Source organism: Rhizobium sp. NFR12 (genome assembly GCF_900108545.1).
Taxonomy (GTDB): domain Bacteria; phylum Pseudomonadota; class Alphaproteobacteria; order Rhizobiales; family Rhizobiaceae; genus Neorhizobium; species Neorhizobium soli.
This window is the reverse complement of record NZ_FNWM01000001.1, coordinates 352,268-369,916: the sequence shown is the minus strand read 5'-3', so window position 1 is coordinate 369,916 and position 17,649 is coordinate 352,268. Positions and strand designations below refer to the sequence as shown.

Below are 17,649 nucleotides of genomic sequence, written 5' to 3'. Positions count from 1 at the left end.
AACGACTGTAAACCCGTCAACGTCCGCGATGTTCCAGCGTCCCTGGAACATCTTGCAGCTTAGCGCGTTAATGGGCCACGCAATTGACGGGGGTCAAAAGGTGGACGTGTCTAATTTTTCTTCAAAAACTTCGCCGAGCCAGACAGGCTCTTCCGCACTTTCGTCCTGGCGCCGGTCGGAGCCATCCGGCCGTGCGATCATTCGACCCGGCCGCAACGTCTGGCGCAGCGCCGAGGCCGAGCGCGTCGGCTTCCTGATCGATGGCGAGGAATACTACCAGCGCCTGGACGACGTGTTGAAGCAGGCCGAACGGTCCGTGATGATCCTCGGCTGGGACTTCAACCCTGGTATCAAGCTGCACCCGCGCGACCCTGATTGCCCGACGCTTGGTGCTACGCTGCGCCGCATGGTCGAGGAAAAGCCGGAACTGGAAATCCGCATTCTCGTCTGGGGCATGGGCCCGGTCTATTCCGGCAAGAGCCTGAAGATGTTCGGCAAGATGGACTGGAACGACCATCCGCGCATCGAATTGCGCTTCGATTTCGAGCATCCGCTGCGTGCCAGCCATCACCAGAAAATCGTCGTGGTCGACGACAGGACCGCCTTTGTCGGCGGCATCGATCTGACCGCGCGCCGCTGGGACGACCGTGGGCATGCCTGCATCAACCCGGCCCGCACCTCCCCCGACGGCACAACCTATGGTCCCGTTCACGACATGCAGACGATCGTCACCGGCGATATCGCCCGGCTGATCGGCGACGTGACGCGCCGGCGCTGGAAAAAGGTGACGAAGATCGCGCTCGAACCGGTCACGGTTGCGGGCGAAGCCGCCTGGCCGCAGGATCTCGAACCCAATCTCACCAACTGCCGCAGCGGCCTTGCGCTGACCGAGCCGTGGAAATGGAAGGGACGCCGCGGCCACCGCGAGGCGATCAAGCTTACTCATGATGCGCTGAAGGCAGCCGAGCGACACCTTTATATCGAGACACAGTATCTCGCCTCCTTCGGCGTGGCGCGCACACTTGCCCGCAAGCTCAAGGCGGCGCAAGGCCCGGAAATCGTCATCATCGTGACGCGCGAATCCCACGGCTTCCTCGAAAAGCTGATGATGGGCAACAACCGCACCCGCCTGATCCGCCGCCTGAAGCGCGCCGATCGCTACGGCCGGCTGCGGATCTACTACGCCACGACCCCGGATGCCGACGGCAACGATCGCGAGATCATCGTCCATTCCAAGCTGATCGTCGTCGACGACCGCTTCGTGCGGGTTGGCTCGTCCAACCTCAACAACCGATCGGAAGGGCTCGATACGGAATGCGATATCGCGCTCGAGACTGTCGAGGCCGCGTCGCAGAAGGCAATCCTTGATCTGCGCGACGATCTTCTGGCCGAGCATCTCTGCGCCAACAAGGAAGACGTCTCCCGCATCATTCAGCAGACCGGATCGATGTTGGCGGCAATCGACATCCTGAACGTCAATCCACGTTGCCTGCGGCCTTTCGAGGTGGATACGCTGAAGGGCGAGATCACCTCGCTGATCGGCACCGGCATTGTCGATCCAAAACAGCCGTTCTGGCCGATCCCGGAGATCAAGTCCGGGATCAGGAAGCTGTTTTCACGCCTTTCCTTCCGCCGTGCGGCCTGAATAAGCACTTCCCTGACGCCGGTAATAGGCCTCGCTTGCGATCAGCACCGGTACGCCGATCGCGAGCGGCACGAAGAAGTAGAGGACGCGGAAGGCGATCAGTGCGCCGATCGCCGATGTGCCCGGCAACAGGTTCAGCATGACCGCTTCCAGCACGCCGAGACCGCCAGGCACGTGGCTAACCAGCGCGCCGAGATTGGCGGTCACGTAGGCGCTGGCGACCTGCAGGAATCCGACATTGGTAAACGCAAGCAGCAGCTGGCGGATCGCGGAGGCGACACAGAGGAAATTCAGTGTGCCGACGATGATCTGGCCGATCGCGAGCGACAGATCCGGCGGCGTGAAACGCCACGAGCGGACGGGCAACGGCCGGCGCACGAAAGCGCAAAGCAGTAGATAGGCAGCCGGCACGGCCAGACAGGCGAAACCGATGGCGGCCCTCTCTCCCCTGCCAAGGCCGAAGAAGTCGTCCGATCCATTGACATCGAGCAGCATGGCAATGCCGCCCAGTGTGGCAAGCCCCAACCCAACAGTCGCGCCGCAAAACACGATGACCTTGGCAATGTCCTGAGGCTGAAGGCCCCAGCGGGAGTAGAACCGGTAACGGACCGCGCCGCTGCTGAGCGCTGCCATGCCGACATTGTGGCCGATCGACAGGCTTGCGAAGGACGCGAGTGCCGTCTTATGGTAGGCAAGCGGCTTGCCCGCATAGCGCACGCCAAGCGCATCGAACATGCCAAGGCAGGCATAGGAGAGAATGACGAAGCCGAACGCGGCCACCAACCGAATGCCGGCGATGGACAGCACGGACTCCTCGATTTCGTCCCATGTGTAGCGTTGCAGGCTGCGGTAGACGAGGAGTGCGGCAAGGCAGACCGCGGCAACCACAAGACATTTGATGAGGGGCCGCCAGATCTTCATTCCATCTCCATTCATGCTGTGCAGGGTGGAACGAAATGACTGTCCAAGGTGTTCCCGCGCTATGATCGATGCGCTTCCCAAACCGCCCTCCGACACCTCGCCTCAAACTTCCTCCCGGCGCCGCCTGAAAATTCTGAGCTACAACGTGCATAGCTGCATCGGCACCGATCGACAGCTCGATCCCGCGCGGATCGCCGACGTCATCTCGGAGTTGAAGCCTGATATTATCGGCCTGCAGGAACTGGATGTCGGCCGCTCGCGCACCGGTGGCGTCGATCAGGTCGATATCATCGCCCGCGAGGTGGAGATGGACTACCATTTTCACGCGGCGCTGCATGTGGCCGAGGAACGCTACGGCGACGCCATTCTGACATCCCTGCCGCTGAAAGTGATCAAGGCCGACATGCTTTCCTCGATCGGCGAGCAGCGCGGCGCAGTCTGGGTGGAAATCGACGTCGGTGGCAAACCGCTGCAGGTCTTCAACACCCATCTCGGACTCCGCGGTAAAGACCGGATGGCGCAGATGACGGAGCTGACGGGCCCGGACTGGCTCGGCGGCCTCGAAAAGGAAAACCCGGCGCGCATTCTGATCGGCGACTTCAACTCGACACCGATCACGAGGACCTACCGGCATGCGGCCAAGCGCCTGACCGATGTGCAGACGGCGCTTGTCAAACCTTGGCGGGCAACGTTTCCGTCCCGCTTTCCGCTGCTTCGGCTCGACCACATCTTTGTTTCCGACAGCATCAAGGTGATCGATGCCGAAGTGGTCTCGACACCGCTGACGCGGCGGGCATCCGACCACCTGCCGTTGTTGGCGACGATTGAAATCTAGTTGAGCAACCGCTCCGACCGTCTGGCTTCCTTGAGCAGCCGGACGACGTCCTGATCGGTGGTTTCCGGGAAATCCTCGTAGTGGTCACCCACATCGCCGAATGTTGGCGGGATCGACAGGCAGACCACGTCTTCAACCTTGTCCCTGATTGCATCGAGCGTGTCCTGCGAGGCGACCGGTAAGGCAACTGTAATGATCGCGACACCCAGCTGCCTGAGCGCGTGGATGCTGACCTCCATCGACCCGGCATCGGAAAGCCCCTCATCGATCAGTATGACGTGACGCCCGGCAAGATCGTGCTCGTCGGCGTGATCCTCGCCGAAATACATCCGGTGATGGCGGTCGACCTCGGCGATCTGATGCTGCCGCTCCGTGTTAAGATAGCCAGGAGGCAGGGGAAAGCGCCGCACGCTTGCCTCGTCGATATGGACGATTGGTTCTTTGGCGTCGACAACGGCGCCGATGTTAAATTCCGGGTGGCCGGGGGCAGCGATCCTGCGCAGGATCAAGAGATCGAGATGCAGTCCAAGCCGCTGCGCCACTTCGAACGCCACCGGCACGCCGCCGCGCGGCATGGCGACCACCACGGGATCGCCGGCGACAGAGGACAAGGATTGTGAGATTTGCAGTGCCTCGGTCAGCTGCCGGCCGGCATCACTGCGATCGGCAAACTCGGGCGTTGCCGTTTCCGCCTTGCGGGCCTGCACCCGTTTCCAGAAATGACCCAATCCCAGCATCGCATCCTCCTCCCAGGCTTCGATCCGTTCTTGCGGTGTAACCGACAGGATATCGGATCGTTCCGGGCAAGAAAAGGATTTCACACTTTCTGCGGGAACAAACCGCCAGGGGTTCGTGTTCACGGACTTGTAGGTCGCATCCATCAGCGCGACCGGCAAAGTCACAATCTCCCCAACTGGCGCTTCCTTCGGGAAGCGCCTTTTTCACGTCTGCCGTTCTGCTCCGTTACCTTCGGGAAAGCGCCACAACGTAACGCGCCGGGACCTTACCGGGATTGAAGAAGACGCAGTCGGCGGGCGGCCCCAGCATGAGACAATCGCCCTCCTTCAAAGAATGCAGCACCGTGCCTTCGATGAAATCGAGCGCGCCCGCGAGAAGCCAGATCTGCTGATGCTGGAAGGCGAAGGCGGAGGCCGGATAGGGAACGCGCACGGCAGGCGGCAGCAGAACCTCGATCAGTTCGAGCGGCGCATTGGGCGGCGACAGGGCCCGGCGGGTATAGCCGGTCTCGGGATCGGTCCAGACCGGCTGGCCCGACTGGACGCGCAGCCGCTCCTCCCCGCCTTCCGCCAGTGCCAGAAGCACCGACAGCGGCAGGCCGAAAGCGCCGGACAGCCGGCCGAGCACGGCGGCCGACGGGCTCGCCTCGCCGCGCTCGATCTTGCTGATCATCGCCTTCGACACGCCGGATCGTTCGGCAAGGTCAGCAAGCGACCATTTGCGGGTCTCGCGCTCGGTTCTGAGGCGCGATGCGATGGCATCTCCAACATCTGCTTCCATGGCTTTATCCGCTTGCCTCCGAACGATCGTCTTCTATAGTGGACGATAGGAACTTATAAGAGACGCACCAGATCTGCAACGCGGGGGAATGCTCTTTGCGCGAAATCCGATTCAACGCCTTCGACATGAACTGTGTCAGCCATATCCAGCACGGATTGTGGACGCATCCGCGCGACCAGTCCAACCGTTACACCGAACTCGCCTATTGGACGGATTACGCCAAACGGCTGGAAGCCGGCCTGTTCGACGGGATTTTCCTGGCAGACGTGGTGGGCGTCTACGACGTCTATGGCGAAAGCCCGGATGCGGCCTTGAGGGGCGCCGTGCAGGTGCCGGTCAACGATCCGATGCTGCTGGTGCCGGCGTTGGCGGCGGTGACGAAGCACCTTTCCTTCGGTGTGACCGCGAACCTCACCTACGAGCAGCCCTTCCTGTTTGCGCGGCGCATGTCGACGCTCGATCACCTAACCGGAGGGCGGATCGGCTGGAACATCGTGACCGGCTATCTCGACAGCGCGGCCAAGGCGATCGGGCTCGACGCGCAGATGGCGCATGACGATCGCTACGACCTCGCCGACGAATATATGGACGTGATCTACAAGCTGCTGGAAGGCAGCTGGGACGACGATGCCGTCGTGTTCGACCGCGCCGCCGGTGTCTACGCCGACCCGGCCAAGGTTCGAAAGATCAGTCACCAAGGCCGGCAGTACCGGCTGGACGCGATGCATCTGTCCGCCCCCTCCCCGCAGAGAACGCCGGTTCTCTATCAGGCCGGCTCTTCCACCCGCGGCCGGGCCTTTGCCGCCACCCATGCGGAATGCGTCTTCGTCAACGGCCAGAAGATGGAAGGCGTGCGCGACCTCGTCGACGATATTCGCGCCCGCGCGATTGCCGGAGGCCGAACCGCCGATGATCTCAAAGTCTTTGTTGGCGCAACGATCATCACCGGCCGCACGGAAAAGGAAGCGCAGGAGAAGTTCGAGGATTATCGCAGCCATGCCAGCTCCGAGGCGGCCCTTGTGCATGCCAGCGCATCGCTCGGCATCGATTTTGCGCGCTACGATCTCGACGAACCGATCCAGACCGGCAAAAGCGATGCCATCGTCTCCAATGTCGAGGCGATGACCCGCAGCGCGGGACCGCAATGGACGAAGCGCAAGCTGCTCGACCAGATGATTCTCGGCAGCCGCCAGATGCCGATGGTGGGCTCTGCCGAGCAGATCGCCGACCGTCTCCAGGAGTGGATGGAAAAGGCCGATGTCGACGGTTTCAACCTGTCGCGCACAGTCGTGCCCGAATGTTTCGACGACGTGATCGAGCTGGTGATCCCCATTCTGCAGGAACGCGGTGTCTATAAGACCGGCTATCGCGAGGGCACACTGCGCGAAAAACTGTTCGGTGCACCGCGATTGCCGGCCCGTCATGTGGGTGGTCGTTACCGGACGGGAAGCCACGCTTAAGTGCCGATCACCCATGCCGCGCCATTTGCCCCGGCGCGGCGTATTTGCTAGAGGCGGCCCATCCTAATCCTCGAACATGAGGCCTATCCATGCGCTATGCCACGATCACCGACCGTCTCGCCCATCTCGGTTCAGGCCGCTGGGCGCTGCATCTGACCGCAAGGCGCATGAAGGCGGAAGGTGAGGACGTGATCGAGCTGACGATCGGCGAGCCTGACGTCGTGCCCGACAAGGCGCTGCTGGATGAAGCCGCGCGCGCCATGTATGCCGGCCGCACCCGCTATTCCAACGGAAGAGGCGAGCCGGAGACGCTGAAGGCGCTCGTTGCGAAATATTCGAAACGCCGCAGCAACGTGACGGAAAAGAACTTCCTCTGCTTTCCCGGCACCCAGAGCGCACTCTACTGCGTCATGACCGGGCTGGTTGGCGCTGGCGACGGCGTGCTGGTCGGCGATCCGCTTTACGCGACCTATGAAGGCGTGATTGCCTCCACCGGCGCCCATATGATCCCCGTGCCGCTGCGGCCGGAGAAGAAATTCCACATGCAGCCGGACGATCTGGAACGGGCGGTGACGCCTGAAGCACGCGTGCTGCTTCTGAACACGCCGCACAACCCGACCGGTGCCGTTCTGTCAGCCTCCGAAATCGCAAGGATCGGCGAGATCTGCCGCAAGCACGATCTCTGGATCATCTGCGACGAGGTTTATGAGCAGCTGATCTTCGACGGCACCAGCTTTGCCTCACCCTTTGACATGGCGGAACTGGCGGAGCGCACGATCGTGGTCTCGTCCATCTCCAAGTCGCATGCGGCACCCGGTTTCCGATCCGGCTGGGCAGCCGGCCCGGAGGAATTTTGCGAACGTCTGCTGCCGGTGTCTGAAATCATGCTGTTCGGCGTGCAGCCCTTCATTGCCGACATGACCGCCATGGCGCTGTCTCAAAACTTCCCGACAGCCGACGTGATGCGCGCCAATTATCACAGGCGCGCCGCGATCGTCGAAACTGTGCTGAAGGGCAACAATCTGGTCAAGCCGATGATGCCGGAAGGTGGAATGTTCATCCTGCTCGACGTGACGGCAACAGGCCTCGGTGGCGAGGAGTTTGCCTGGGAACTGCTGCGCGAGGAAAAGGTGGCAGTCATGCCCGGCACATCCTTCGGCGATCAGGCGGCAGGCTTTCTACGCATATCGCTGACGGTGCCTGATGATGTGCTGGAGGGAGCGATCCGCCGCATCGGCGAACTCGCCGGTCGGATCGCGGCGCGCGAAGAAGCGCCGCCGCATATCCAGTAGTCTCTCACCCGCGGCGACCGCGGGTGGAAGTCTCAGCCGCCGATGTCGCCGGCGTCGGCCTCATGATCGCTCGGGACGCCGGAGCCCTCGGCGCCAGCCGCCTTGCGGGCGCGATTGAGTTCGACGGTTGCCGCATCCGTCTTGCGCACTGACCCATCCTCGCCCGTACCAAAGCTCTTCTCGACCTTGTGGTCAGCCTGTACATCCTCAGCCGCATCGGCGGCCGGGTGGATGCTATCCCTTGACTGTTCGGAAACCTTGGGCTGGCTGCTGCCGAACCGGGTCGCTTCCTTGGAAGCCGTATCGGCTGCGGGGTCGACGTCTTTGTGGTCTGACATAGCAAGTCTCCCTTGTTCCCAAGGAGAACACGGGCCGGCCACCATCGTTCCATCCGAACTGGGAGGCCCAATCCCTGATCTAGGCTCCCTCGCCCTTCCTCGCTTTGAGCGCGTCCAGCGCATCGGCATTGTCTCGACCCCAACCGTAGAGCAGATCGATCAACTCGACGAAGCGCTTGCCAAGCGGGGTCAGCGTATAATCGACTGCCGGCGGCACTGTGCCATAGACGCGCCTGACGACAAGACCCGAGGCTTCCATGTCACGCAGGGTCTGAGTCAGCATTTTCTTGGAAATGCCGGGCAGGCTGCGCAGGAGAACGCCGGTCCGCGCACAGCCATCCAGCCGCGTATCCAGCACATGCAGGATCATGCTCGTCCATTTCGAGGAGAAAAGGTCGAGGACGCGGCGCGGTGCGCAGTCTTCGCGCCATTCGTTGTCTGGTGAGCCTGGCTGCATGATCTGTTTCCCATCTGGTTACGTCAGGGTGCCTATGTCCCATTCGGGTGCCTTCTGGCACAGTCTGCCGCAAGACACTAGATCACCGTCAGAACGACAGGAGCAATTATGACGAAAAAAGCATTGATCGTGGGCGCAAGCGGCATTGTCGGCAGCGCAACGGCAAAGGTTCTGGGTGACGACGGCTGGCAGGTTCTCGGCCTGTCGCGCACACCGCAGCAGCAGACCAACGTGACACCGGTGGCAGCGGATCTTCTCGATCCGGCCTCGCTTAAAAAAGCGCTGGCGGGTCTTGATCCCTCGCATGTGTTCATCTCGAGCTGGCTGCGGCAGTCGACGGAAGCCGAAAACATCCGCGTTAATTCGTCGATGGTACGCAACGTCCTCGACGCGCTGTCTCCGGCAGGCTCCGTCAAGCACGTGGCGCTGGTGACGGGCCTCAAGCATTACCTCGGCCCGTTCGAAAACTACGGCAAGGGCGCCCTGCCGCAGACCCCGTTCCGCGAGGAACAGGGCCGGCTCGAAATCGATAATTTCTACTACGCCCAGGAAGACGAAGTGTTTGCGGCAGCCGCCCGCGACGGCTTTACCTGGAGCGTCCATCGCCCGCACACGATCGTCGGCAAGGCTGTCGGCAATGCCATGAACATGGGCACGACGCTTGCCGTCTACGCTGCCATCTGCAAGCACACCGGCCGCCCCTTCCGCTTCCCGGGCGTCGAGATGCAGTGGGAGGGGCTGACCGACATGACCAGCGCCAACCTTCTCGCCCGCCATCTCCTCTGGGCTTCCACGACACCGGGTGCAGCCAACGGCGAATTCAACGTCGTCAATGGCGATGTCTTCCGCTGGAAGTGGATGTGGAGCCGCATCGCCGCCTGGTTCGAGCTGGAACCCGCCACCTTCGACGGGACCGTGCAGCCGCTCGAAAAGCAGATGGCCGAGGATGCCGCGATCTGGCGCGAGATTGCCGAACGCCACAATCTTGCCGAACCGGATATGAACCGACTCGTCTCGCCGTGGCATACGGACGCCGATCTCGGACGCCCGATCGAAGTCGTCACCGACATGTCGAAAAGCCGCCGTCTCGGCTTCCTCGAGTACCAGCCAACCGACGATGCCTTCTTCGATCTGTTTGAAGATCTGCGCGCAAACCGTCTGATCCCGTAAGGAAGCGAGCGCCGATAGAATCATGCGCCCGGGCGTTCTTCCCGGGCGCATTCACGTGTTGAGCGACATTGGCTTCGTTCCGCCCGGCGACAGACCGAAGCGGCGCCTGATGAAGTTGAGGAAGGCTCCGTAGGGCCGACCCGATGCCAGCATGATCACGATCACACCCAGTGTTCCCCGCAAAAGCTCAGCGCTATCAGCCCCGGTGATGGCGAGGATTGCGGCATAGAGCGGCACCTGGAAGCTGACGAGCGCGAGCGTATCCCACAGGATCTGCGACAGGCGCCCGGGGCCGGCAAAGCGCATCACCCAGTCTCGCCAGAGCCCGTATGGACGTCCCGACGGAACCATCAGCACGGCACCGAGAAGGCGCGCGTCAAAAACCTGCTCCCAGCTCATTCCTGCAACGAACCGCTCGTTGATGATGCCGGTCGTGGTGAAGAACAGGATGAGGGCTAACGTATCGGCCGCGAACGATCGCCACCCGGCGCTTCGCGTCTCCGTTTCATGCGTCAAATTGCTGGTCTCCCGGCCATCTCTGGAACGAGGCGCCTTCGTGTTGAGGTCGATATGGGACGATGACCGTCGACGGCAAGCGCACTTACCCCGTCCGTTTATCGTCTTCCGCCTCCGGCTCCCAGCCGAACACGCTGCGTCCACCCCATTCGTGCGAGCGGGAAAATTCGCCGGCGACGATTTCCTTGAGGTCGGGGCCGGTCACGTATTTTTCGAGCTGGCGGGCCTGGTCGTCTAGGCGGCGCAGTGCCTGCATTTCCTCGTCGCGGCCAAGCCTTGCCTTGCCGACGGCCGATTTCATCACCCTGATCGTCTCGTCATAGACCCGGATCGGCACCGGGAACGGATGCCGGTCCTTGCCGCCATGGGCGAGTGAAAACCGCGCCGGATCGGAAAAACGGCAGGGTGCGCCGTGCACGACTTCGGCGACCATGGCGAGCGCCGACACCGTGCGGGCTCCGACGCCAGGCGTCAGAAGCAGATCCTCGAAATCCTTCGGGCCACGATCGGCAGCGGCGGCAAGCGTGCCATGCAGGCGCTTCATGTTGACGTCTTCTTCGCGGACGTCGTGATGATCAGGCATGATCAGATGCGGCAGCATCGGCTGCGACAGATCCTTCTTGCGCTGCCGGCCCGGATCGATCGCGATCACTTCGCGGACAATGCGGTCGGGACCGAGCGATGCGAGCAGATCGAGCTGGCCGTGGCGCGAGGCCTCTGCCCGGTGATCGGCGAGGTTGACGATGTCGCCCTGGCCGCGGCCCTCGATCGCCGCATGCGGCGAATCCACGAAGCTTTTCAGGCCCTGCGACTGCCAGTGATAGCGTCGCGCCTGCTTCCGGTCACCGTTCATGCCCTGCTGGACGACGACCCATTTGCCATCGTCGGTGACGATGAAGCCGTGCAGATAGAGATCGAAACCATCCTGCACCGCGGCGCTGTCGACCTTGGCGACGAGCCGGCTGGTCTTGGCAAGCGCGAAACCATCGATGCCGACGCGGTTGCCGATGGCGATCAGTTCGTCCGGCGTCTGCCGCGAATTGCGGCCGCGACCGCCGCAGACATGAATGCCGAGTTCGCCCGACATGGGCGTCAGTCCGCGTTTGAGCGCGCCGATGACGCTGGTGGTGATGCCGGACGAGTGCCAGTCCATGCCCATCACCGACCCGAAGGATTGAAACCAGAACGGATGCGCCAAACGGCTGAGCAGCTCGTCACGGCCGTAGTGAAGGACGATGGCTTCGGTGATGACGGCGCCGAGCTTGGTCATGCGGTCGCCCAGCCACCGGGGAACCCGGCCACCATGAAGCGGAAGATCGGCGCTGCCTGCTCTTTGAACCATGGTTCCTTATAGAACCGGCCGCCGCTTTACGACAGCGAAAAGTTCCGCAAACGTTCTTCCAGAAGACCGATGGTTCCGACATCCGCATTGGCGAAGGCAAACCGCAAATAGCCATCCTGCGCTTGCCCGAAATAGACGCCGGGGATGCAGCTGATGCCGGCGCGTTTGGCAAGCTGTTCGGCCACTTCCGCCGAGCCCCTGCCCGGAAAAGGATGCCGAACGAAGGCGAAATAGGCACCGATCGCATCGAGCTTCCAACCGGAGACGCCGCGCATGACCGTTTTCAGCGCTTCGGCACGGCGGCCGATTTCCTCACGGTTTTCCTCGCGCCAGGCGGTGAGCAGCGGCAGTGCTTCGGCAACGGCTGCCTGGGCGGCTCTCGGCGCGCAGATCTGCAGATTGTCCATGATCTTGGCGATCTGGCCGATCGCCGCCTCACCGGCGGTGATGGCGCCGAGACGGTGGCCGGGAATGCAGAAGGATTTGGAAAAGCTGTAGAGGCTGATCAGCGTTTCTTCCCAGCCGGACTGCGAAAACAGGCCATGGGCACGACTTCCGGCTTGCGGCAGAAAATCGCGATAGGTCTCGTCGAGGATCAGCCAGATGCCTTTGTCCTGGCATAGCCTAAAGATCGCCTCGAGCAGGGACGGCGGATAGATGGCGCCGGTCGGATTGTTAGGCGACACCAGCGCCAGCGCTTTCACCCCATCCGTCATCGCCGCTTCGAGCGAGACCAGATCCGGCAGGAACCCGTTTTCGGCAGAACAAGGCACGAAGGCGGTGCCGATGCCCATCATGGCAAGCGTCGTTTCATGGTTGAAATAGAACGGCTCGGTCATCAGGATGGTGCTGCCGGGGCCCGCGACCGTCATCGCCGCGCAGACGAAAGCCTGGTTGCAGCCGGAGGTGATGTGGATGTTTGCCTCGCCAAGCGCTGCGCCATAGACTTCCGCGACGTGGCTTGCATAGGCGGTGCGCAGAACCGCCTCGCCCTCGATCGGGCCGTAGCCGGTATAGGCCTTGGACGACGCCGTCTCGCCCAGAAGCCGCAGCATGTCCGGATGAGCGGGATAGCCGGGCACTGCCTGCGACAGATCGATCAGCGGCCCCAGAGCCTTGTCATAGGCACGCCCCCAGGCCGCGACGGCGGGAACCGGTGGCAGCGACAGTTGTTCGATCAAGGGGTTGAAGCGGGCATTCAGGCGCGGATGGGTGGCGGGCATGGGGTCTCGACGAAATCTTGGGAGGGGGCGTCAGGAATTGATTGCCCTTGTTGTTTATCAGATTATCCTCGGAGGCAAGGAGAACCACTTATGGACGACAATCTTCCGCAGGATTCCAAGCTCACCAGCACCAAGCGCAAATGGGCCGATGAGGGGAAATTCCTGACGGGCCGGCATGCACGGCCCGATACCGACCGCCTGCCGCCCGGCCAGCATCTGGTCAAGAACTGGCCGGTGCTCGATCTCGGCCAGCAGCCCAGCATTTCGCCGTCGCAGTGGAAGCTCGACATCTACGGGCTCGTCAACAAGCCGACGACCTTCAACTGGGACAGTTTCCAGGCGCTGCCGCAGACCGAGATGCGCTCCGATATCCACTGCGTGACGACCTGGTCGCGCTACGACAACGACTGGAAGGGCGTGTCCACCCGCGACCTGCTTGATGCCGTGGAGCCGACCGACAAGGCAACCGCGGTGATGCTGACCGCCTATGACGGCTACACGACCAACGTTCTCCTCTCCGATTTCGCCGTGGCCGACGCGCTCATCGTGACCCACTGGGACGGCAAGCCGCTGACCGAAGAGCATGGCGGACCGGTGCGCCTCGTCGTGCCGCATCTCTACTTCTGGAAAAGCGCGAAATGGCTGAAACGGATCGACTTCCTCGGCATCGACAATGCCGGCTTCTGGGAAAAGAACGGCTACCACATGCGCGGTGACCCTTGGGCCGAGGAACGGTATTCGGAGGATTGAGGAGAGTTGGACCCTCCACGAGCGAGGGTTCACTCCTGCCGACACCGCGAAATGTGGGAAGGGCTGCCGCCAAACACCGAAGAAGCTTGTTTGACGAGAGCGACGCTCCACTCTCCCTCATCCTCGCCCTTGTGGCGGGGATCCAGCGACACGACGTCTGTCGTGTCAAAGAGTCTTTACAGCTCAAAGACTTGAGCTGACTGGATCCTCGCCACGAGGCCGAGTATGAGGGGAGTTTGGAGCAACCGGCTCAACTCCAAAGTGACCTACAGAGTTTTTTGACTACCTCTGGCAGAGGCCTGAGGGCTGCCGCCAGAGGCGACAGCCCATAAGATCACATCAGTTTTTCCAGCGTGATCGGCAGGTCGCGGATGCGTTTGCCGGTCGCGTGGAAGACGGCGTTGGCGATTGCCGGGGCGACGCCGACGATGCCGACTTCGCCTACACCCTTACCGCCGAGCGTGGATGCGTCGAGATCCGGCACGCCGACCGAGATCACCTCGATATCCGGAATGTCGGCATTGGTTGGCACCAGATAATCGGCCATGTTGCTGTTGATGGTGCGGCCGTTGCGCGGATCGACGACACCTTCCTCAAGCAGCGCCTGGCCGATGCCCATGATGATGCCGCCCTTCCACTGGCTTTCCACCAGCTTCGGATTGTAGAGACGGCCGCAATCGAAGGCAGAGACCATGCGCGACACCCGGATCGTCCCGAAATCCTCATCGATGCGGACTTCGACGAAATGGGCAGCCCAGCTGTGCATGGAGAGGTCGCCCGAGGTCGGCCCCTGCACTTTCGACATGGTGGTCCAGGCCTGTTTCTGATCATCAGGCGTCTGCGCGTTTTCGGCAAGCGTGTTGCGGCGGATCTCCAGCTCATTGCGGCCGACCGCCTGCATCAGCTCCTGCAGCGACAGCGAAGGTCCACCGCCACGCGATGCCTCGATACGCCCGCCAACCATCGAAAGCGTGTTGGCGCCGGTATCGCGGAACGGCGAGCCGGTCTCGTTGAGCGCAAGGCCGATCAACTCGTCGCGCGCTGCGATCGCTGCCTTGTGGACGGCACCGGTGATGGATCCCGCCAGCATCGATCCGCCGGCGATCGACGAACCCGGCATGCGGCTGTCACCCAGGAGCACGTCGACCTGCGAGACCGGCACGCCGAGTGCTTCGGCTGCCGTCTGGGCAAGGATCGTATAAGTGCCCTGCCCCATGTCGATCGAGCCGCTGACCACCTCGACGCGGCCGTTCGCGAGAACGCGGATCATCGCTTCGGACGGTGCCCGGATGACCGGGAACGTGCCGCAACCGATGCCCCAGCCGATCAGCGTCTTGCCGTCCCGCATCGAGCGGGGCTGATGGCTGCGCTTTTCCCAGCCGAAGGCGGCAGCCCCTTGCGTCAAGGCTTCGCGCAGCATCCGCGTCGACCACGGCTTGCCCGACTGATAGTCGTGATCGGCGTAGTTCTTCAGCCGCAGTTCCAGCGGATCCATATCCAGCTTGTAGGCAAGCTCTTCCATCGCGCTTTCGATGCCGTAGGCGCTGGGGTTCTTGCCCGGTCCCCGAAGCGCGCCTGGCGTAACGGTATTGACCGGCACGACGCGTGACTGGGAGGAGAAGTTTTCCACCTTGTAGAGGATAGGCGTCGCCGCCCCCGTCTGTTCCGGGTAATCCATGTAGACGGACGTCTCGGTCCGGCCGCGGTGGACGATCGCCTGCAGCACGCCGTCTTCGGAAGCGCCGAGCGCAATCGTCTGGCGAGTTGCCGCACGACCGCCATAGCTGGTGAAGTTCTGCGGCCGTGTGACGGCAAGCTGGACCGGTCGGCCAAGCTTTCTCGCCGCCGCAACCGCCACCGCGCCATAAGCGAGCGGCTGGCCCTTGGAGCCGAAACCGCCGCCGATATAGGGCGAGATGATCCGCACCTTTTCATAGTCCATGGCGAACCATTCGGCATACATGCGGGCCATGCCATGCGACCACTGGCTGGGCTCCCAGATCGTCAGCTCGTCGCCGTCCCACTTGGCCGTCAGCCCGTGCGGCTCCATGGCGCAGTGGTATTCGCGCGGCGTGCTGTATTCGCTTTCGATCCGGACCGGCGATGCCGCAAGGGCGGCCTCTGCATCTCCCCAGCCGATGGTGAGATTGTCCATCAGCTTGCCTTCGCCAGCCGCCGGATCTTCGATGCTCATGACCGGCGACGTTTCTTCATAAGTGACGACAACAAGCTTTGCGGCTTCTGTCGCCTGTTCGCGGCTTTCGGCAATCACGGCTGCAATCGACTGGCCGTTGAACTGAACCTCGCGCGGCAGCGGATGATAGGGCTTGTCTTCCGGCCGGTTGCCCTGCCAGTCGGCGGAGACACGCAGTCCGAGATCGTCTTCCGGTGTCAGCACCATCAGGACGCCGGGCGAAGCGAGCGCGCGGGTCGCATCGACGCTGACGACGCGGCCTGCAGCGATCGTGCTCTGCACGAGGGCCGCGTGGGCAAGGTTGTCGATCGGGTATTCCAGCGCATAGGTCGCAGCACCTGTGAGCTTGAGGCTGCCTTCGAACCGGGTCAGACGTCCGCCGACCATGCCGTCTGAGGCATCGCCGTGTTTGCGGGGGGGCATAATTGTCATGCGAGACCTCCAGATTTGTCCGTCGAGACCGTCTCGATCGCCCGGGCAACGACCCGTGGCGCAAGATCGATCTTGTATTGATTGTCGCCCTGGGCAACGGCGCCCTCGACGGCAAGCAGGCTTGCCGCACGGATGGTGGCAGCGTCGAGCACTTTGCCGATCAGCGCCTGTTCGACGGCGCGAGACCGCCATGGCTTGGTGGCAACGCCGCCGAGCCCAACGCGGATATCCCTGACCGTGCGGCCATCGTCCTCCAGTTCCAGGCCGACGGCAGCGCTTGCGGCGGCAAACTCGTAGGACTGGCGATCGCGGACCTTCAGGTAGGTGGAGTTTTTCGCGGCAGCGCTTTTCGGGATCGACAGACCGACGATCATCTCGCCGGGCTGAAGCACTGTTTCCCTGTCCGGGGTATCGCCGGGCAGGAGGAAGAACTCATCAAACGGAACCGTGCGGGACCCTAGATCGACGACCGCATCGAATGCGACCAGCGCCACAGCCAGATCGCCCGGATTGGAGGCGATACAGTGCTCGCTGGTGCCGAGAACCGCATGGTTGCGGGTGATGCCGCCAAGTGCCGAACAGCCGGAGCCGGGATTGCGCTTGTTGCAGGCCGGGAACGTGCCGGGATCGCGGAAATACGTACAGCGCGTGCGCTGCATCACGTTCCCGCCGATCGTCGCCATATTGCGTAGCTGCGCCGACGCCGCAAGCAGCAGCGATTCCGAGACAGCCGGGAGTTCCGCTTGGATGCCCGCATGATCGGCCACGTCAGACATGCGCGCGAGAGCGCCGATGGTGACGGACTGGGGCGTGACCTCGATGCCGGAGAGCCCTTTCAGATGGGAGATATCGACGACCGTTTCCGGTTCGGCGACGCCGCATTTGGCAAGATCGATCAGGGTCGTACCGCCGGCAAGAATGGACGCCCCTGCCTGCAGCACCGCCTGGCGGGCCTCATCGAGGGTGGCAGCGCGAAGATAGGAAAAATCACGCATCGGCCATCTCCTTATTCGAGGGAACGACGGCCTGCGCCGCCTGGCGCACCGCAGCCACGATGCTGTTATAGGCGCCGCAGCGACAGAGATTGCCGGACATATATTCGCGGATTTCCGCATCCGATCCCGCATGACCCTCACGGATACAGGCGACTGCCGACATGATTTGGCCCGGCGTGCAATAGCCGCACTGGAAAGCGTCCTGCTCCAGGAAGGCAGCCTGAACCGCATGCAGGGTTCCGTCGGCGGCGGACAGTCCTTCGATCGTTTCTACCTGACGGCCTTCGACCTGGGCCGCCAGGGTGAGACAGGATAACACCCGTCTGCCATCCACATGGCACGTGCAGGCGCCGCACTGGCCCTGGTCGCAACCCTTTTTGGTGCCGGTGAGAACAAGATGGTCGCGCAGCGCATCGAGCAGCGTCACGCGCGGCTCGACATTAAGGTCGTAACCCTTGCCGTTGATATCGAGGTTGAGGTGAATGGTTCGTGTCATGACAGGCTCCTGCAATCTTCACGAAGATAATTTCAAAGAATTAGGCTGGACCGGCCGTCTGGCGA

The 17,649-nt window shown here is 62.6% G+C and carries 17 protein-coding genes; 6 read left to right on the top strand and 11 right to left on the bottom strand.

All coding sequences use genetic code 11. The features are described from left to right. Positions 1 to 106 precede the first annotated feature (106 nt). Positions 107 to 1,645: a phospholipase D-like domain-containing protein gene (locus BLW69_RS01735; protein WP_244508723.1), complete on the top strand. Its 1,539-nt coding sequence runs from the start codon at positions 107 to 109 to the stop codon at positions 1,643 to 1,645. On the opposite strand, the gene BLW69_RS01730 is transcribed toward BLW69_RS01735, so the two are convergent. Beyond that, positions 1,616 to 2,566 (bottom strand): putative bifunctional lysylphosphatidylglycerol flippase/synthetase, encoded by a 951-nt coding sequence (locus tag BLW69_RS01730; RefSeq protein WP_092659529.1) that lies wholly within the window; start codon positions 2,564 to 2,566, stop codon positions 1,616 to 1,618. The genes BLW69_RS01735 and BLW69_RS01730 overlap by 30 nt on opposite strands. Positions 2,567 to 2,627: 61 nt before the next feature. Here BLW69_RS01730 and BLW69_RS01725 point away from each other — a divergent pair, with 61 nt between their 5' ends. Further along, entirely contained in the window at positions 2,628 to 3,401 is a 774-nt protein-coding gene (locus tag BLW69_RS01725; protein ID WP_092659528.1) for an endonuclease/exonuclease/phosphatase family protein, read from the top strand. On the opposite strand, the gene BLW69_RS01720 is transcribed toward BLW69_RS01725, so the two are convergent. Together BLW69_RS01720 and BLW69_RS01715 are read right to left on the bottom strand one after the other, a co-directional pair. Further along, the gene (locus tag BLW69_RS01720; RefSeq protein ID WP_244508722.1) at positions 3,398 to 4,303 is read right to left on the bottom strand and encodes a phosphoribosyltransferase; all 906 of its coding nucleotides are present in this window, start codon (positions 4,301 to 4,303) and stop codon (positions 3,398 to 3,400) included. The genes BLW69_RS01725 and BLW69_RS01720 overlap by 4 nt on opposite strands. A gap of 61 nt (positions 4,304 to 4,364) precedes the next feature. Beyond that, positions 4,365 to 4,919: a helix-turn-helix domain-containing protein gene (locus BLW69_RS01715; protein ID WP_092659526.1), complete on the bottom strand. Its 555-nt coding sequence runs from the start codon at positions 4,917 to 4,919 to the stop codon at positions 4,365 to 4,367. A 95-nt stretch (positions 4,920 to 5,014) separates the two neighbouring features. Here BLW69_RS01715 and BLW69_RS01710 point away from each other — a divergent pair, with 95 nt between their 5' ends. Both BLW69_RS01710 and BLW69_RS01705 read left to right on the top strand, forming a co-directional pair. After that, positions 5,015 to 6,379, top strand: a complete 1,365-nt coding sequence (locus BLW69_RS01710; protein ID WP_244508721.1) for an LLM class flavin-dependent oxidoreductase — start codon at positions 5,015 to 5,017, stop codon at positions 6,377 to 6,379. A gap of 89 nt (positions 6,380 to 6,468) precedes the next feature. Next, positions 6,469 to 7,671: a pyridoxal phosphate-dependent aminotransferase gene (locus tag BLW69_RS01705; RefSeq protein ID WP_092659524.1), complete on the top strand. Its 1,203-nt coding sequence runs from the start codon at positions 6,469 to 6,471 to the stop codon at positions 7,669 to 7,671. 32 nt (positions 7,672 to 7,703) lie between these two features. Here BLW69_RS01705 and BLW69_RS01700 read toward each other — a convergent pair whose 3' ends face one another. Both BLW69_RS01700 and BLW69_RS01695 read right to left on the bottom strand, forming a co-directional pair. Next, a complete protein-coding gene (locus BLW69_RS01700) occupies positions 7,704 to 8,009 on the bottom strand; it encodes a hypothetical protein (RefSeq protein ID WP_092659522.1) in 306 nt (101 codons plus the stop codon). Between the two features lie 79 nt (positions 8,010 to 8,088). After that, complete coding sequence (locus tag BLW69_RS01695) at positions 8,089 to 8,466, bottom strand: winged helix-turn-helix transcriptional regulator (RefSeq protein WP_092659520.1); 378 nt, start codon at positions 8,464 to 8,466, stop codon at positions 8,089 to 8,091. A gap of 108 nt (positions 8,467 to 8,574) precedes the next feature. Here BLW69_RS01695 and BLW69_RS01690 point away from each other — a divergent pair, with 108 nt between their 5' ends. Further along, the gene (locus tag BLW69_RS01690) at positions 8,575 to 9,636 is read left to right on the top strand and encodes an SDR family oxidoreductase (protein WP_092659518.1); all 1,062 of its coding nucleotides are present in this window, start codon (positions 8,575 to 8,577) and stop codon (positions 9,634 to 9,636) included. 51 nt (positions 9,637 to 9,687) lie between these two features. On the opposite strand, the gene alaE is transcribed toward BLW69_RS01690, so the two are convergent. From alaE to BLW69_RS01675, 3 genes are all read right to left on the bottom strand, one after another. After that, a complete protein-coding gene (gene alaE / locus BLW69_RS01685; protein ID WP_092659516.1) occupies positions 9,688 to 10,152 on the bottom strand; it encodes an L-alanine exporter AlaE in 465 nt (154 codons plus the stop codon). Positions 10,153 to 10,237: 85 nt separating this feature from the next. Beyond that, positions 10,238 to 11,494, bottom strand: coding sequence for a DUF763 domain-containing protein (locus BLW69_RS01680; RefSeq protein ID WP_092659515.1), 1,257 nt, complete (start codon positions 11,492 to 11,494; stop codon positions 10,238 to 10,240). Positions 11,495 to 11,520: 26 nt separating this feature from the next. Beyond that, positions 11,521 to 12,717, bottom strand: a complete 1,197-nt coding sequence (locus BLW69_RS01675; protein ID WP_092659513.1) for an aminotransferase — start codon at positions 12,715 to 12,717, stop codon at positions 11,521 to 11,523. Positions 12,718 to 12,807: 90 nt separating this feature from the next. On the opposite strand from BLW69_RS01675, the gene BLW69_RS01670 reads away from it, so the two are divergent. Next, complete coding sequence (locus BLW69_RS01670) at positions 12,808 to 13,467, top strand: sulfite oxidase-like oxidoreductase (RefSeq protein ID WP_092659511.1); 660 nt, start codon at positions 12,808 to 12,810, stop codon at positions 13,465 to 13,467. Positions 13,468 to 13,801: 334 nt separating this feature from the next. On the opposite strand, the gene BLW69_RS01665 is transcribed toward BLW69_RS01670, so the two are convergent. Genes BLW69_RS01665 through BLW69_RS01655 form a run of 3 tightly spaced genes read right to left on the bottom strand, consistent with a single transcriptional unit; the run spans position 13,802 to position 17,584 of the window. Continuing rightward, positions 13,802 to 16,093, bottom strand: coding sequence for a xanthine dehydrogenase family protein molybdopterin-binding subunit (locus tag BLW69_RS01665; RefSeq protein WP_092659509.1), 2,292 nt, complete (start codon positions 16,091 to 16,093; stop codon positions 13,802 to 13,804). Continuing rightward, entirely contained in the window at positions 16,090 to 17,088 is a 999-nt protein-coding gene (locus BLW69_RS01660; RefSeq protein WP_092659507.1) for an FAD binding domain-containing protein, read from the bottom strand. The genes BLW69_RS01665 and BLW69_RS01660 overlap by 4 nt, the downstream gene beginning before the upstream one ends. After that, positions 17,081 to 17,584: a (2Fe-2S)-binding protein gene (locus BLW69_RS01655; RefSeq protein WP_092659505.1), complete on the bottom strand. Its 504-nt coding sequence runs from the start codon at positions 17,582 to 17,584 to the stop codon at positions 17,081 to 17,083. Before BLW69_RS01655 ends, BLW69_RS01660 begins: the two co-directional genes overlap by 8 nt. Between the last annotated feature and the right edge of the window lie 65 nt (positions 17,585 to 17,649).

Excerpts from the sequence above, each read along its gene's own strand:
- BLW69_RS01665 (WP_092659509.1), bottom strand. The coding sequence starts at position 16,093 with ATGACAATTATGCCCCCCCGCAAACACGGCGATGCCTCAGACGGCATG.
- BLW69_RS01680 (WP_092659515.1), bottom strand. The coding sequence starts at position 11,494 with ATGGTTCAAAGAGCAGGCAGCGCCGATCTTCCGCTTCATGGTGGCCGG.
- BLW69_RS01705 (WP_092659524.1), top strand. The coding sequence starts at position 6,469 with ATGCGCTATGCCACGATCACCGACCGTCTCGCCCATCTCGGTTCAGGC.
- BLW69_RS01675 (WP_092659513.1), bottom strand. The coding sequence starts at position 12,717 with ATGCCCGCCACCCATCCGCGCCTGAATGCCCGCTTCAACCCCTTGATC.
- BLW69_RS01655 (WP_092659505.1), bottom strand. The coding sequence starts at position 17,584 with ATGACACGAACCATTCACCTCAACCTCGATATCAACGGCAAGGGTTAC.
- BLW69_RS01695 (WP_092659520.1), bottom strand. The coding sequence starts at position 8,466 with ATGCAGCCAGGCTCACCAGACAACGAATGGCGCGAAGACTGCGCACCG.
- BLW69_RS01730 (WP_092659529.1), bottom strand. The coding sequence starts at position 2,566 with ATGAAGATCTGGCGGCCCCTCATCAAATGTCTTGTGGTTGCCGCGGTC.
- BLW69_RS01690 (WP_092659518.1), top strand. The coding sequence starts at position 8,575 with ATGACGAAAAAAGCATTGATCGTGGGCGCAAGCGGCATTGTCGGCAGC.
- BLW69_RS01670 (WP_092659511.1), top strand. The coding sequence starts at position 12,808 with ATGGACGACAATCTTCCGCAGGATTCCAAGCTCACCAGCACCAAGCGC.
- BLW69_RS01660 (WP_092659507.1), bottom strand. The coding sequence starts at position 17,088 with ATGCGTGATTTTTCCTATCTTCGCGCTGCCACCCTCGATGAGGCCCGC.
- BLW69_RS01715 (WP_092659526.1), bottom strand. The coding sequence starts at position 4,919 with ATGGAAGCAGATGTTGGAGATGCCATCGCATCGCGCCTCAGAACCGAG.
- BLW69_RS01725 (WP_092659528.1), top strand. The coding sequence starts at position 2,628 with ATGATCGATGCGCTTCCCAAACCGCCCTCCGACACCTCGCCTCAAACT.
- BLW69_RS01700 (WP_092659522.1), bottom strand. The coding sequence starts at position 8,009 with ATGTCAGACCACAAAGACGTCGACCCCGCAGCCGATACGGCTTCCAAG.